The sequence below is a fragment of the Delftia sp. GW456-R20 genome (assembly GCF_001622915.1).
GTDB classification, from domain to species: Bacteria; Pseudomonadota; Gammaproteobacteria; order Burkholderiales; family Burkholderiaceae_C; genus Comamonas; species Comamonas acidovorans.
In genome coordinates this window covers 133,386-147,458 of the sequence record NZ_LWCN01000003.1, presented here as the reverse complement: position 1 = coordinate 147,458, position 14,073 = coordinate 133,386, and the positions used below count along the sequence as shown (strand labels likewise).

General features: G+C 58.7%; 11 protein-coding genes. 8 read left to right on the top strand and 3 right to left on the bottom strand.

Going from position 1 to position 14,073, the window contains the following annotated elements; all coding sequences use genetic code 11:
* Positions 1-489: a DUF805 domain-containing protein gene (locus A4F85_RS30960; protein ID WP_063325478.1), complete on the bottom strand. Its 489-nt coding sequence runs from the start codon at positions 487-489 to the stop codon at positions 1-3.
* A 288-nt stretch (positions 490-777) separates the two neighbouring features.
* Between A4F85_RS30960 and A4F85_RS29180 the strand changes: the two genes are divergently transcribed.
* From A4F85_RS29180 to A4F85_RS30190, 4 genes are all read left to right on the top strand, one after another.
* Positions 778-1,170 (top strand): nucleoid-associated protein, encoded by a 393-nt coding sequence (locus A4F85_RS29180; protein WP_197485439.1) that lies wholly within the window; start codon positions 778-780, stop codon positions 1,168-1,170.
* Between the two features lie 8 nt (positions 1,171-1,178).
* Positions 1,179-1,895 (top strand): nucleoid-associated protein, encoded by a 717-nt coding sequence (locus A4F85_RS29175; protein WP_082848085.1) that lies wholly within the window; start codon positions 1,179-1,181, stop codon positions 1,893-1,895.
* On the top strand, positions 1,888-2,583 hold the full coding sequence (locus A4F85_RS30195; RefSeq protein ID WP_156516909.1) for a hypothetical protein: 696 nt from the start codon (positions 1,888-1,890) through the stop codon (positions 2,581-2,583). The genes A4F85_RS29175 and A4F85_RS30195 overlap by 8 nt, the downstream gene beginning before the upstream one ends.
* A gap of 80 nt (positions 2,584-2,663) precedes the next feature.
* The gene (locus A4F85_RS30190; RefSeq protein WP_156516908.1) at positions 2,664-3,179 is read left to right on the top strand and encodes a hypothetical protein; all 516 of its coding nucleotides are present in this window, start codon (positions 2,664-2,666) and stop codon (positions 3,177-3,179) included.
* A 520-nt stretch (positions 3,180-3,699) separates the two neighbouring features.
* On the opposite strand, the gene A4F85_RS31360 is transcribed toward A4F85_RS30190, so the two are convergent.
* Positions 3,700-3,942 carry a KTSC domain-containing protein gene (locus A4F85_RS31360; RefSeq protein ID WP_082848084.1) on the bottom strand — a complete coding sequence of 81 codons (243 nt, stop codon included), beginning with the start codon at positions 3,940-3,942 and terminating at the stop codon, positions 3,700-3,702.
* 221 nt (positions 3,943-4,163) lie between these two features.
* Between A4F85_RS31360 and A4F85_RS29165 the strand changes: the two genes are divergently transcribed.
* The 4 genes from A4F85_RS29165 to A4F85_RS01935 all read left to right on the top strand — a co-directional run bounded on the left by A4F85_RS29165 (position 4,164) and on the right by A4F85_RS01935 (position 13,003).
* Positions 4,164-4,379 (top strand): hypothetical protein, encoded by a 216-nt coding sequence (locus A4F85_RS29165; RefSeq protein WP_082848083.1) that lies wholly within the window; start codon positions 4,164-4,166, stop codon positions 4,377-4,379.
* 603 nt (positions 4,380-4,982) lie between these two features.
* Positions 4,983-5,279 (top strand): hypothetical protein, encoded by a 297-nt coding sequence (locus A4F85_RS01950; RefSeq protein ID WP_063325477.1) that lies wholly within the window; start codon positions 4,983-4,985, stop codon positions 5,277-5,279.
* Between the two features lie 42 nt (positions 5,280-5,321).
* Positions 5,322-5,522 (top strand): hypothetical protein, encoded by a 201-nt coding sequence (locus tag A4F85_RS29160; RefSeq protein WP_082848082.1) that lies wholly within the window; start codon positions 5,322-5,324, stop codon positions 5,520-5,522.
* 875 nt (positions 5,523-6,397) lie between these two features.
* A complete protein-coding gene (locus A4F85_RS01935; RefSeq protein WP_156516907.1) occupies positions 6,398-13,003 on the top strand; it encodes a phosphoribosyltransferase in 6,606 nt (2,201 codons plus the stop codon).
* A gap of 25 nt (positions 13,004-13,028) precedes the next feature.
* Here A4F85_RS01935 and A4F85_RS29150 read toward each other — a convergent pair whose 3' ends face one another.
* The gene (locus A4F85_RS29150) at positions 13,029-14,057 is read right to left on the bottom strand and encodes a GTP pyrophosphokinase (protein WP_082848081.1); all 1,029 of its coding nucleotides are present in this window, start codon (positions 14,055-14,057) and stop codon (positions 13,029-13,031) included.
* Positions 14,058-14,073 lie beyond the last annotated feature (16 nt).

Sequence of the window (14,073 nt, the reverse complement as noted above, 5' to 3'; positions counted from 1 at the left end):
TCAGCGGTGGAACTTTGCGAAGGGATTTTCTTCGTCATTGTTCTGCTGGATGGGTCGTGGCGCCGCGGCATCCTTCCCGTAGTCGGGGTTGGAAAACGGATTGGGCGAAGAGGCTGGATGTCCCTGGTACTTCTGCCCTGGGCCATTCCCCTGAGGGGCCGCCGCAGCTTGCCCTGTTGGCGCGGCTACGCGCATTCCCGCCGAAGACAGCATCACCACCGATCCGATGGACAGCGGCACCAGAACAATGCCCAGGATGATCCCGGGAACGCTGGTGCTGGTCTTCCCATCCTTGTCGTTTGGCCACTTCGAGAAGGCCAGCACCCACAGCACCACGAAGCCCAGCACAGGCACAAGCATGAGCAGTGCCCAGGCACCGCTGTGCCCCGATCGCTGCAGGATGCGCCAAGCAGGGACGACCATCAGAGCCGCAACGGGCGCGATGACAAGCAGTGCGATGAGCCAGTGAATGGCGCTGAAAGATCCCATGGTTCCCTCCTGTTGGCGGGACTGTAGCAGCGTCGCTGGATGTGCCAGCCGTGCACAGCATGACTTGAAGCTGGCAGTCCCATCGACCTATTGTGTGTTTTGTGGGTTTGCTGTATGTTTATACAGTATGCGAGGCAGAGGAAAGGCGTGCTCCGGGGTTCGCTGATTGGTTGTTTGCTGAGGGAGCCGATTGGCGTCGAGTCGCCAATCGCACTGGGGACAACGAAGGGGGCAGCTTGGGCGAGATGGGTTACATTCAGACACGTAACCACTCTTCAGGAAAAACAAATGCCTTTTGAAATTATTAATGCTGTAATTCACGGATTTGATAAAGAGAAATATGCAGAAGCAGTGTCTGGTATTGTGAAAAAAAATGAGGTTCTAGATGTCTCTCAGGCGCCCGTAGTTTCATTGGTAGAGGGTGTGGCTAAGCTCCTTGGGAAAAAAGAGAATAGTTTGGCTTGGGGTCGATTTGGCGATGATGCATTTCGAGGACCATTCCCAGATAGCTTTCAGAAATGCGTGTCGTCTCAGCCAGACCTCGCCGATAAAAGTGTTTTTTTAGCGCTGTCGCATGTTGCGGTTGACGCGATTGTCAGTAAGGCCATAAAAAGTAGACTGGCAACAGGGTCCAAAATACTTTTTGGCTTGTACAGGGGGATGACAATGAGCAGAATTTGATAATTGCTATGATTAAGCAGAAGGGCGGAATCAGATTGACAGAGGATTATGTGCCTGTCGATATTGAGCAAGTGGATATGACAAAATTAAGCCACGCGTCCGAGTTTAAGGTTTCGGATTACTTGAAATCAATGCAGGATGAAAGTGAGCAACTTAGACAAGGCGTCGATGTTGATGATTTGGAATTGTCATCATACCTTTCCTTTATAGCTAGCCGAGACTCAGATGATGCGGCGTCATATTTCATTGAGGCGTTGGGATGTGTGTTGCACAGGTCATCGAAGAGATCCACTGCGCTTGTTATACAGGCTGCGTATGATTATTGTGTAAAAAACCCAGCGCTCAAAGTACATGCCTCCAGAGTGAAAGAGGCCGTATGCACATATTTGAAGAAACAAATGGGTGCGGGTTTGGCGGCCTCGTTGGAGGATGTGAAGCAAAATGTGGAAAGAATTTTTCCAGTTGACTTGTCAAAGCACTTTGATGATTTTGTGGATATATTAAATGGTCCTGAATACAAAATACCAGTCAGCTTTTCAGTAAATGAAATGTCTCTGAGGAAATACTCTAGAATTGTACTGAAGGATGACGATGTTGAGATAAAGTTTGAAAAATCTGACTTTGGAACTTCTGTAAATTCAAAGGTTCAGTTCAATAGGGAAGAGGGTTACTTGAGAATCAGATTGTCTGATAAGCAAATTGATGAGTTAGACAAACATGTTTAAAAATGTCGTTGATCTATATAGAGCTGTCGGAAGGCCTCCATTTAAGAATGGAGCCCGTCTTCCTATTGACGTTGAAGAGACGGATGTTGTTTCTGACGCGTTGGCAGCTTATCAGCTGGTCGAAGAGGACTTTAGCCCCGTAGATCCGCTGCGCAACGGTGGAAAAATCGAGTTTGAGTTAAAAATTCCGAATTCGGAGCGCGGTGCTTTCTTCGAGACATTTGAAGATTTCATCCAAAATACTCCTACACTTTCCCGCGGTATTCTCAGAGATAATTACTATATCCGAGATCTTGATTATTGGGACGGTGATGAGAATAAGCCAGAGCAAATTGAGAAATTGAGTAGTGTAGTTAACTTCATTTTTAGTCTGCGAGGTTTTGTTTCGATATCAATTGACCGGGTGCAGGCATTTGAAGCTGATAAATTAATTTTCCTCAAACCCTCTGATGGTAAATCTCCGCAGAAGGCGGCTATCCTGAAAGTCAATCTAACCGTCAATGCAATTTCCGTCGAAATTCCAAGTTTTAAAATATTGGATGCGCTTAAAAATCAATTCGAAGGTAAGACTAAGCATCAAATAGAAGAGCGCATTCTTTTGATGAATACTGCAATTGCTGAAACTGTAGGTGAATGTGATGATGATAATGTGGATTTTGAGTATTTGGTGAAAAATTGGGGAGAGTAACAAAAAAGTATCTACATGATCTACACGCCTATGTAAGCTCTTTCTCCTTTGATTCTGCTAGAAAAAAGATTTCCGATGGATTGATTGAAAGTACGACGAAATTAAATAATGCGATTGGTGAGATAGGTACAAAGCTGCTAGCAATACCTGCATCTCTTGGTGTTCTGATTGTGATTAAAGATGCTGAAAACGTATTGAGTTTTATAATCGGTTTGGTTGGGGTCGTGTTTGCTAGTTTAATAATACTTAGAACCATCAGGCATTACAAAAACCAAGTTGATAATTTGCTTAATAGTTTTGAGTTCAATCTTTTAGAGTCGTCTAAGCCGAAAAAAACATTCAGCAAAGTTATACGAGATGAGATTGAGAGAATCACTCAATTCAAATGCAGGCAAGAAATAGAAATAAATAGAACTTTCAAATTCTATAAATTTATTGCTAGGTTGCCTATATTCTTTTCTGTTCTAATTTGTTTTTTGCATATCTATCCTTGGATTAATCTTTTTTTTGGTTTGATTTTTCACTGTGGAAGTGAAAATTTTTTGGCGGAAATTGGAAAAAATATTATTTTCATATATCAGCTAATGCTGGCTTAATGAGTTAAAGTTTTTTTGATTATTTTTAACTGGGTGATGACGGAAGTACCTGGCATTGGCGCCGCACCGAGCCCCCCGCCAAATGACGTTTAGAGGGGCTGTCTGAGCGCATAGCGCGCTTGGAGGCGGAGGACGCCGCCCGGCGCAAGTGGCCCTTGCCGACACCGGCCCGCACCAGCGGGCTTTTTTACGACCCCGCCCAGGGTTCGCGCGGTCCCGCCCTGGTGCTGACACTGGGGCATGGCACATCTCCCCATCCTCATCCTCTCTGGTGCGCTGTTCCTGGCGCTCGTCTTGGCCTGCGTTGCAATGTGCGCGGCGCATCGTGCGAGGGCTGCGGCGCGGCGAGCTGAAGCTGGCGCGCGGCCTGCTGACGCCGACTTGGCCTATGTGCGCGACGTGCTGCTGCTCGCTCGGCGGGAGTTCGACTTCCATGGTGGCTGCGTGGCCACCGACCGGCCTGACTTGCCGCTGGCACCAGAGACTAGCTGGACCGTCGATTTTTCAAGGGTGAGAGCGGCTATCGATGCAGCCAGTGATTTGCTGGATCGTGCGGCTCGCCAAACTGGTCACGAATGTGGTCGTTGTAGTAGCCGCCTGGCGAACGAGCTGCTTTCAACCCGGTCCAAATATGCTCCGGCACCCTCGGATAGTCATACGCGCGATCCGGGCTGCTCGTAAACCACAGGCGAAGGAGATGGGTTTCGGGGCTGTAGGAGCCCTTCACCAGGGTGCGCGACCCAGCGAATGAATGAGTCTCCATCGATTTGCCCCTTTCGGGTTGGCTGTGTAGGAGCACGCATCGTAGTCCTAGAGGGCCATCGTTCTTCCAATTGCCCACAGTGTGCGACCCGCGCGGCGTTGTCGTTTGTGACTTGGCCAAGCCGCGGCGTGACGCACGTCAAAGCAAGTAGGGAAAGCGACCCTCGTGCAACGCGCCGGCCCAGCGATAGCATGGCCCGACCACAACAAGGAGGCCTCTCCATGAAAATCGCATTCCTCGCAATCGCCCTGGCAGCAGCTACGTCGGCGCAGGCCGGCGACCTGTTGCCAAGCCAAGGTTCAGGCGCTACGTTCGCCTCGGGCAAGTCCACTGAATCGTCCCTGTCCTTCGAGGCTGCTGGACGCAAGGGCAGCAAGCGTGTCGGCGGATCGGGCAAGAGCGGGAAGGGTGGGCACTACGTGGGCGGGCGCAAGTAGGCTTGGCCAAGTTCTGTACAGGCCCGCTTCGGCGGGCTTCGTCGTCTCTGAACCCAGCCCTGCGCCAGAAGCTCATCATGTGCGTTCGCCTACAGCCCAGTTCTGATTTGGGCATTGCATTTCGGCAGCTGCGGCTGGTGGCGAAGCTTCTGTCGCCGGTGCGGCAATGGTGGGTGCTCGCAGTTGCCATAGCGGGGTGTGGTGCCGCTTCGCCATGAGCCAAATCGCCGCAGCTATCGCAAGCGCCGCCAAAATAAGCAGGGCCAGTGCACCCGCAGGCGACCACGGGGGTTGTTGGTCGCTGTCCTGGCCCGGCTTGCACTCATCCATGGGGACTCTCTGCCGAATTGGCAACGGCAGGAGTTGTTGATACTCGCATGTCAGTACGCTTTCGATTGTTTGAATGTGAGCGCATGCTACTTTTCTTTTGACTCTTGTACCAATATGTATCTTCTCCCAGGCTGTGAGGCTGTACAGGCGGCAATCTCTGTGCCTGCTCAGACTAGGCCAAGCCCTAACCCGGCACGTCAGAATTCGCCGCTCGACTGGGGTACAACAGGGTTACCGTTTTCTTCGAACTCAGTCATTCCCTGGAGTGCCTCCATGCCAGACTCCATCCAAGCCCCGTGCCCGTTATGCAACCTCCAGTGCACTGCCTACCTCGAAGACTATGGAAAGTGGATGCACTTTTCCTGCCGCTGTTGTCGCGAGTTGAAGGTGAACAAGATGGTGATCAGCAAGCTCCGCGCTGAATCCAATGACGTGCGCGAGCAGCTGTCGCAGCAGGCTCGCGCGCTGGGAGAGGGCGAATATCTCCACATCGCTGCAACGGATCAGGGCTCGTTGCTGCCCCGAGGGCAATCTGCCTGGACAGCTGAGGTGCGGACGCGGCCCGTGTGAGGCTATCGTCCTAGCGCGGGCGTTCCGTGCCACTATCACGCCATGATTCCTGCACCCCTCCTTCAGTTCACCGACGTTCGCACTCGCGTCTTCAACGGGAAGACGCTCATCGGCCTCAAGCACACGGCCAAGACTGCCTCAGGGCTCGATATTGCAACCACCTGGGTCGATATGCCTCCTGAAGATGTGGAGCGGCTGATCAATACGCTGCAGGACACGCTGGCCGAGTTGGGCCGCGAGTAGCCGGGCGCGCCGGCCTCATCCACAAGCCCCGCACGCCGGGGCTTTTTCACGCCCCCGGCTAGGGTTCGACCGCCATCGCACCTCTCCTTGAGAGTGGGGGGATGGCACAGAACCCATTCGCAAAGTTTCATCCCGAGGCAGACGCTGACGGGAGCCCAAACCCGTTTGCCCGCTTCCATGAGAAATCGCCACCGCGAAGCGGCTTCGAAGCAGTAAACGACACCGTCATCGAAGTCGCCAACGCGGCGGCCGGCGGCGTCTCTTCCGCTGCCAACTTCATCAAACCTGGAAACGCGGTCTCCGGCTGGATCGACAAGAACATCATCCAGGCCGGCGAAGCCAAGCAGAGCCCCGTCGTTCAGGCCGAAAAGCAACGCTTTAAGCAAAAGGTGGATAGCGCCGAGGGCGTGACGGATGAGCTTGGTGCGGTGGGCGGGTACATCGTCCGCAATCCTGTGCTCGCAGCAGCCCAGGCAGCTGGCTCGTTCGTTGGGCCGGGCGCGGCGGTGAAGGGTGCTGGTGCTCTTGGGCGCGCGGCCGGCCTTGGAGCGAAGGGTGTCGAGCGCGCGGCTCAGGCTGGCGGTGTTGCGGCTGGCGCGGCGATGGCGGGCGGGGATGCTGCGGGCACAGCCTATGACCTCGCCAAGAATGCTGGCGCCACGGAGGATGAGGCTGTCTCTGCGGGGCGCGGCGCCAGTGTCATCCCGGCCATTGTGGGCGGGGTCAGCGGCGCGTTTGGCGCGGAGCGTCTCCTGGCCGGTGGCAAGGGGTTCGCGGGCGGCACTGTTGCACGCGCGGCGAAGACGGGGGCGAGCGAGGCGGCTCAGGAGGCTGTTGAGGAAGGCGTCACGCAGTACGAGGGTCAGCGGGCGGCCATGCCATTCGATCCGACCATTGATCCATCCAAGGGCGTGGCTGCTGCTGCTGGCATGGGCGCAGCCTTGGGGGGCATTACTGGCGCCGGCACGTCGCTGCTGACTGGTCGGCACGGTGGCGCAGCGGAGGCCGAGGTAGGCCAGGCTGCCGCTGCTGCAGACCAGCTGCCAACGGACGCCGAGCCAACAGGACTGCCAGACGTTGCAACCTACGGAGCGGCCATCGACCAGATGGTGCGGCCCGAAAACCAGCAGCAGTACCGAGATGCACTGGCACGCGCTCAGGATGAATCCCTGTCCCCCGAAGAGCGAAAAGCCGCGGCGGATTCGCTGCACCAGGCGTTCAGCCCGGATCTGTTCCAGCAGGACAGCGAGAACCCACCCGCTGGCGAAACGCCTTCGGGCCTGTCGAAGGTGCGCGATGAATTCATGCGGCAGCTGGCTGTCCAGCAAGAGCCGGTCATCGATGAAGGACGGCTGCGTGAGCAGGGCATCACGCCTGCGCCGCAACTCGATGCCGCGCGCATAGACGCTGCCGTCGGTGAACTGCGCCCGTCCGAGGCCATGGGCCTGGACCCTGCTGCCGGCTCCCTGTCCGCAGCTGCTGCCATTGCCGTGGACTCCGGCGCGGCGGCTCAGGCCCAGCAGGCCAGTGCCATGGCCCAGGCCGCAGAGCAGGCGGCACGTGGACCAGCCAAGAAGAAGGCATCCGAGCGCCGGGTAACTGCAGACCCTGCCACCGGCGAGATCGCGGGCGGGGCCATGGCCACCTGGACGGATGAAGACCTGTCCAACGCATTCCGCTCTGCCCAAGCCAAGAACGTGCGCCTGCAGCTGGCGCGCGAGCTGTCGCGCCGCCGCGCTGAGCGTGACCAGCAGACCCCGGCCGCCGTGCCGGCCGCATCAGCCAATCCATCCACCCAGCAAGGAAGCATCGATGGCACACAAGCCGATCAAGCCCAGCCGCCGCGCGCGGAATCTTCGCAGGCAGCAGGAGCGCAGAGAGCGCCGGTTGCAGGTCCTGCAGCTGCGCAGGGGCTGACCAATGGCACCACCTCGTCTCAGCACGATGGCGCGCAAGCAGGTACGGCGCCAGGCTCGCAAGCTCAAGCGCCAGTCCAAACCCCTGCCCAGCGCATCGACGCCGGGCGCGCGGCCTGGGCCAGCATGTCCCCCGCAGAGCGCAAGGCCTTGGCCGGACGGCTTGAGGGCCTGAAGCCGGTCATCCGGAAGGCTCTCCCCGGTGCGACCTGGGAGCGGCTGAATGCGGACCTGCAACTCAAGATCGCGGACGCCATTGCGCCGCAAGGAGCAACCGATGATTCACCCGCACCTGCAGTACGGCTGGCAGATGAACGCCCAGCAGGCCCTGCGCCTGCTGCGGAGGCCGGGGGCGGTGAGCCGACGGGACGCGCGCCAGATGCGCAGTCTGCTGGGCCGCGAGGGGGAGGTGCCGGACAGCCTGCTGCCGGCATGCAACCTGCTGTACCTGGCCGAAGTGGCGCCAGCGAACCGGCTGCCGGTGTAGCGCCTGCTGCTGCACCAGCGCCCACGGCGGGTCAGCAGCAGGCCGTGGCCATCGCTCAACAGGGCAACGAGGCGCGGCGCGCTCAACTGCTGGCCGCCAGCGAGCGCTGGACCAGCATGCCGTCGGCCGAGCGCCAGGCTGTGGCAAAGGCCGCGAAGGGGCTGAACGCACCAGCACGGGCGGGCGCTCATACCCGGGCATGGGCTGACCTGGCGCCCAAGGTGCGCGAGAAGCTGGCCGCCGCCATGCCCGATGCTGCTGCAGCACCTGCAGCACCTGCAGCACCTGCAGCACCTGCAGCACCTGCAGCACCTGCAGCACCTGCAGCACCTGCAGCACCTGCAGCACCTGCAGCACCTGCAGCACCTGCAGCACCTGCAGCCGTGGACGCCGCGGCGCCTGCCTCGAAGAAGCCTCGCGGCGTCCTGGCCAAGAAGGTGGCCGCAGAGGAAGCGGCGCGCGCCGACTACTTCACCCCGGGCAACATCGTGAAGGGGTACGGGGATAGCCATGTCCGCGTGGTCTCGTACACGCCCGCCAATGCCGACGGCGTATGGAGCGTGACGGTACGCCAGGTGGAGAAGCAGGGCTCGGGCTGGCAGGATGTGCAGGGCGTGCGCGAGCGTACCCATGCCACGCCGCCCAGCGCGCGCGAATTGAAGGCCGGGCCAGTGGAGCGCACCGAGGAGTTGCCATTCCGGCGCGGCGAGGCGGAGGCCCAGGGCCTCACCGATGACCAGATGGCCAACCTGCTGCGCATCATGCGGCCCGAGCCGGCGGCATTTTCCGATGCGGCGCGGGCCCAGGCCGTGGGCCAGGTGCGCGCGACGGTAGATGCCATCCGCAAGGGCTGGAGCAACGGCCCCGAGGTGGTGGTGGCCTTCGACATGAACGACCCGGCCGTGCCCGATGCGGCGCGGCGCGCGGATTTGCGCCAGCGCAGTGGCGGCGCCAGTGGTGCGCCCGAGGGCTTCTACTGGCGCGGCAAGGCCTACCTGTTGGCCAGCAAGCTGAACACGCCCGCCGACGCAGCCCGTGTGCTGCACCATGAGGTGCTGGGCCACCACGGCCTGCGCGGCATGTTCGGCCCGGAGCTGAACAAGATCCTCAACCAGGTGGCCACCATGCGCCAAGCGGAGGTGGCGGCCAAGATCAAGGAGTACGGGCTGCGCGGCGTCACGGACCTGAGCCGGCGCCACGCGGCCGAGGAAGTGCTGGCCGAGATGGCCGAGAAGACGCCGCAGCTGCATTTCGTGCGCCGTGCCGTGGCCGCCATCCGCAACTGGCTGCGGGCCAACGTGCCCGGGTTCAGGGGTCTGAAGCTGAGCGATGCCGACATCATCCAGGGCTACATCCTTCCTGCGCGCGATTTCGTGGAGCGCGGGCAGCGCGCAGCAACCGATCGCATCGAGCCGGTGTTCAGTCGCGCCGACTCGGCGTCCGTCACGCCTGACGCCATCATTGGCAGCACGCTGGGCAGCGCATCGAAGCATCCCGACTACGCTGCGGCCAAGGGCGGGGATGTTGCGGCGGCCACGCGGCTGGCCGTGGACCTCGTGACGCCTGAGATGGTGGCGAAGGTGGCAACTGCGCTGGGTGGTGCGCGGCCGCGTGTGCTGCCGGTGGCCGCCGAGGAATCCTCGGGCCGCAACAAGATCCCGCGCGCCGTGGCCGAGGTCTTGGCTGCACGCCTGGGCCTCGAAACTGCGACGGGCATAGTGCAGGCGAATCGCGCGCGGCGCACCGGCCTGGATGGACTGGACCGCATCTTTGCACCTGTCGATTTCGCGGGCGCCGTAGAGCCGGGCGACTACCTCCTGGTGGATGACACCCTCACGCAGGGCGGCACGTTCGCGGCCCTGGCCAGCCACATTCGTGAAGGTGGAGGCAATGTGGTGGGCGTGGTTGCGTTGACCGGCAAGCAGTACAGTGCAAAAATCCAGCCCTCTCCCGAAACTCTGACCTCTCTCCGGCAAAAACATGGCGACCTCGAAGACCAATTCCGTGCAGCCACAGGCTACGGCTTCGACGCCCTCACAGAGTCTGAAGCCCGGTACCTTGCACGCTTCGAGCCGGCTCAGCGACTCCGAGATCGAATCGCTGAAGAAGGACGACGCGCAGGCGAGCGCGCAGATCAAGGCAATCCTCGCAAAGGCGATGCAGGCGACGAACTGAGCTTCAGCCGCTCGCGGCTTTCGGAGATCAAGGACAGCGCACTGGATCATCTCCAGAAGACGATGTCCCACCCGGGCAAGGTCTCTGTCTGGGACAAGACCATCGGCACCATGCGCCACCTGGCCGAACGCGCCCCAGCCTTCAAGCCGGTCTACGAAACGGCCCAGCGCAACATCGATGACGTGTCCATGCTGGCAAACGACGCGGCCGACCGGGCGCCGCGCCTGCTGCCGCGCGTGGACACCATCAGCGACCTCGTGGGCAAGAACCGCAAGACGCCTGTTTCCGCCGCCGACAACAAGGCCGTGGCGAAGCCTCTCTTTGAGGGCACGCTGCTGTGGGGCCGGGACGTGGACGGCAAGGCCGTGCTGGTGGACGAGCTGGCCAAGAAGTACGGCAACCTGCCCGCCGACGACAAGGCCCAGCTGCTGCTGCGCGCCGGCCGCCTGGACGACCGGATGCTGCGCGCGTGGCGCGGGCTGCCGCTGGCCCAGTACGAAGCGCTGGTGAATTCTCGCTTCGAGAGCAAGATGCTCAAGGCCGGCGCGGTCTGGACGGACGCCGAGCTGCAGACGATGTTCGGCGCCACGCCCAATCAGATTGCCCTGTACCGCGAAGCGCGCGCGGCCATCGACCGATCCATCGACATGACGGCCCGCGCGGACATGATGCGCGCGCTGGGCGACGAGTACGCCGGCCTGCGCGACATGGTGCTGGACGCGCCCAAGCTGTCCGATGCTCTGGAGCTGCTGACCACCACGCTGCAGGAGGATGCCAAGGCCAAGCCGGACATGGCCGAACGGCTGCTGCAGTTGAACAATATGGTGGTGGACCGGGCAGCCACGGCCAAGGATCTGCAGGACGGCGGGTATGCGCCGCTGTCGCGTTTCGGCCGTTACACGCTGGACGTGATTGACCAGGATGGCAGCCGCCAGTACTTCGGCATGTACGAGACCATGAAGGATGCCAACCTGGCCAAGATCCAGATGGCCCAGGCCTTCCCCGGCGCTGTGATCACCCAGGGCACCATGAGCCAGCAGTCCTTCAAGCTGTTCGCGGGTATCACGCCCGAGACGCTGGAGATCTTCAAGGACATGGTGGTGGGCAAGGAGGCCGACGCGGCCACGCGCAAGGTGTTCGATGAATACCTGAAGCTGACGAAGAACAACCACAGCGCCTTGAAGCGTCTGATCCAGCGCAAGGGCATCGAGGGTTACAGCCAGGACGTGGGCCGCGTGGTGGCCAACTTCATCTACAGCAATGCGCGCCAGGGCGCGGCGGGCCTGAATGCCGGCGCCATGGATCGCGCGATCAACGACATCCCCAAGGAGCAGGGCGAGCTGAAGGACCTGGCCATGGGCTTGCGCAGCTACATCCGCGATCCCCAGGAAGAGGGCCAGGCTGTGCGCGGCATGCTGTTCGCGCAGTACCTGGGCGGTTCGCTGGCCTCGGCCGCGGTCAACATGACGCAGCCCTTTGCGGTGACGCTACCCTGGCTGAGCCAGTTCGGCGGTATTCGTGGGGCCGGCAGCCAGATGGCCCGGGCCCTGAAGGACATGGGCACGCGCGGTATGAAGTACGAGACTGATCTCGCTCACGCGCTGAAGTCTGCCGAGGACGATGGCGTGGTGTCGCCACAGGAAGTTCACCAACTCATGTCCCAGGCCCGGGGTGCGGGCGGCCTGCGCTCGGGCGACGGCACCCGCGCCGGCGATGCGCGCGCTGCGGTCGGCAATGCCTGGGAACGCGCCAAGGTGGCATGGGGCCAGCCGTTCGCCCTGGCTGAGCAGTTCAACCGGCGCTCTACTTTCATTGCGGCCTTCCGCATCGCCAAGGCCCAGGGCATGGATGATCCGGGCGCCTTTGCGCGCAAGGCGGTGCTGGAAACGCAGTTCGTCTATTCCAAGGCCAACAAGCCCCAGTGGGCGCGCGGCGCGGTAGCCGGCACTCTTTTTACGTTTAAAACGTATAGCGTCTCCTACTTGGAACTGATGCAGCGGATGTGGAAGCAGGGCGGCCCGGAAGGAAAACGCGCCGTGGGCTGGGCCCTGGCCATGCTGCTGCTGATGGGCGGCGCCGGCGGCGTGCCCTTCATGGAGGACGCCGAGGACCTGATCGACGGCGTGGGCCAGATGATGGGCTACAACCTCAGTTCCAAGCAGTGGCGGAAGGAGGCGCTCGCGAGCATCGTGGGCAAGGAGTTGGGAGAGTTCATGGAGCAGGGGCTTTCGGGTCTGCCGGGTGCGCCCATCGATGTGTCCGGGCGCCTGGGCATGGGCAACCTGCTGCCCGGTACCGGCCTGCTGTTGACGAAGCAGAGCCGCGAACGAGATCTGCTGGAGGTTGCGGGGCCGGCGGGCGATCTGGTGTCCCGTGGCTTCGCGGCAGGACGCGAACTGGTGGGTGGGGTGATGAATCTTGACCCGTCTGCAGCGGGCCGCGCGGCGCTGGAAGTGTCTCCCACGGCCGTGCGCAATGCGGTCAAGGGCCTGGATATGGCCGCGAGCGGGATGTATAAGGACACCAAGGGCTACAAGGTGATCGACACGACCTTGGGCGAGGCTGTGGCCAAGGCCATCGGCTTTCAGCCCAAGAGCGCGGCCGAGATCCAGGAGGCCAACAGCTTCATGCAGCGGGCAAAGAGCTTCTACAGCCAGACCAGCAGCGAGATCAAGGCGCAGTGGGCGGATGCGCTGTTCCGCAAGGACGAGGGCGCACTGGTGCGTGCGCGCGAACGGCTGGCCGATTGGAACAAGAACAATCCGGAGCAGCCCATCGTCGTCAAGATGCCCGACGTGTGGAAGAAGGTGCGCGAGATGGGCAAAAACAGGACCGATCGGATCGCTGACAACTCGCCAAAGTTCCTGCGACAAGAACTTAGCAGAATGGTTGGTGCGCTCTAAGAATTTTCCCGTATGAGCAATGGGTTTAACTTCCGTCTTCGTACTTCTTCCTTTGCGACTCCCTCCATTTTTTAAAATTCTCCTCGCCGAATTCCTCTCCCAAAGCTCCCCTGGCTAAACCAACGTGTGTAAAGTAAACGTTTTTACTGTTTCTTTCCATTAGCTCTTCATATTCTTCCATGCTAGTTGCTCTTATTGCTGGCTCTGTGCGAACTGCATGAACCTCTTCCCGGTCAATCGCCATAACAGTTTCTAAATGTTTGGAAATTAATGATTCAAAGTCCTCTTTGGTTTTGATGTCAAAATGTTCTAGATCTTCCAGAAGTTCGGCATATGGCTCTTGATTTTCTGACTTGTTCGCCGCTGGGTATATTTTATTAAGAATGTATTCAATATTTGTTACATCTAGTTTTCCATTCTTTTGAATATTCTGAGACTGTTGATTAATATAAATATCTCGCTCAGAAAGAACGCGAGCTATCTCGAGATCTACTGTTTCCAATAGTGCTGAAACACGGTGTATAGATCTTCTAACTGGGAAGGGGACACTAGCTTCGTGTTTGTACTGAAGTTTGTGAGAGGCGGCTGCCCATATATGTTGCGCTATGGTTCTTGCTTGTAGTTCAATTTTGTACCCGGACAATCCTTCCATCGTAGGAAGAGTCTTCCACGTATCAGGTATCTGCAGTGTGTAATGTTGCGACATGTACCCAAACTGGGCCACGGGTAGTCTATCTGAGACATCTTCGTTTGAAATGATGTTAAATATTTTAATAATTTCATTGTTGAATTTCTCTAGATCTTTCTGAAAGAGAAATATTACTCTAATTCCAATTAAGTCACCAATTTCAGATAGTTTTCGAGATTTAATTTGTTTTCTTTCGAATTTTTCATTTATTGATGGCCAAGTCTTAATTCTGCTTTCAATAGGTACGCCTAGAGTTAGCTCCCATGTGTTGATAAGATGATTTAGCTGATCGCATATTTGTTTCTCTAGGCGATTAAGATCAGGGAGTTCTTTTAAATACAGATTGTATTGATCTAAGTTATTCATGTTTTCCTGCTTTTGA

What these genes read in the sequence shown, in the direction of transcription:
- A4F85_RS30960 (WP_063325478.1), bottom strand. Translation starts at nt 489, where the DNA reads ATGGGATCTTTCAGCGCCATTCACTGGCTCATCGCACTGCTTGTCATC.
- A4F85_RS29180 (WP_197485439.1), top strand. Translation starts at nt 778, where the DNA reads ATGCCTTTTGAAATTATTAATGCTGTAATTCACGGATTTGATAAAGAG.
- A4F85_RS29175 (WP_082848085.1), top strand. Translation starts at nt 1,179, where the DNA reads ATGATTAAGCAGAAGGGCGGAATCAGATTGACAGAGGATTATGTGCCT.
- A4F85_RS30195 (WP_156516909.1), top strand. Translation starts at nt 1,888, where the DNA reads ATGTTTAAAAATGTCGTTGATCTATATAGAGCTGTCGGAAGGCCTCCA.
- A4F85_RS31360 (WP_082848084.1), bottom strand. Translation starts at nt 3,942, where the DNA reads ATGGAGACTCATTCATTCGCTGGGTCGCGCACCCTGGTGAAGGGCTCC.
- A4F85_RS29165 (WP_082848083.1), top strand. Translation starts at nt 4,164, where the DNA reads ATGAAAATCGCATTCCTCGCAATCGCCCTGGCAGCAGCTACGTCGGCG.
- A4F85_RS01950 (WP_063325477.1), top strand. Translation starts at nt 4,983, where the DNA reads ATGCCAGACTCCATCCAAGCCCCGTGCCCGTTATGCAACCTCCAGTGC.
- A4F85_RS29160 (WP_082848082.1), top strand. Translation starts at nt 5,322, where the DNA reads ATGATTCCTGCACCCCTCCTTCAGTTCACCGACGTTCGCACTCGCGTC.
- A4F85_RS01935 (WP_156516907.1), top strand. Translation starts at nt 6,398, where the DNA reads ATGCCATTCGATCCGACCATTGATCCATCCAAGGGCGTGGCTGCTGCT.
- A4F85_RS29150 (WP_082848081.1), bottom strand. Translation starts at nt 14,057, where the DNA reads ATGAATAACTTAGATCAATACAATCTGTATTTAAAAGAACTCCCTGAT.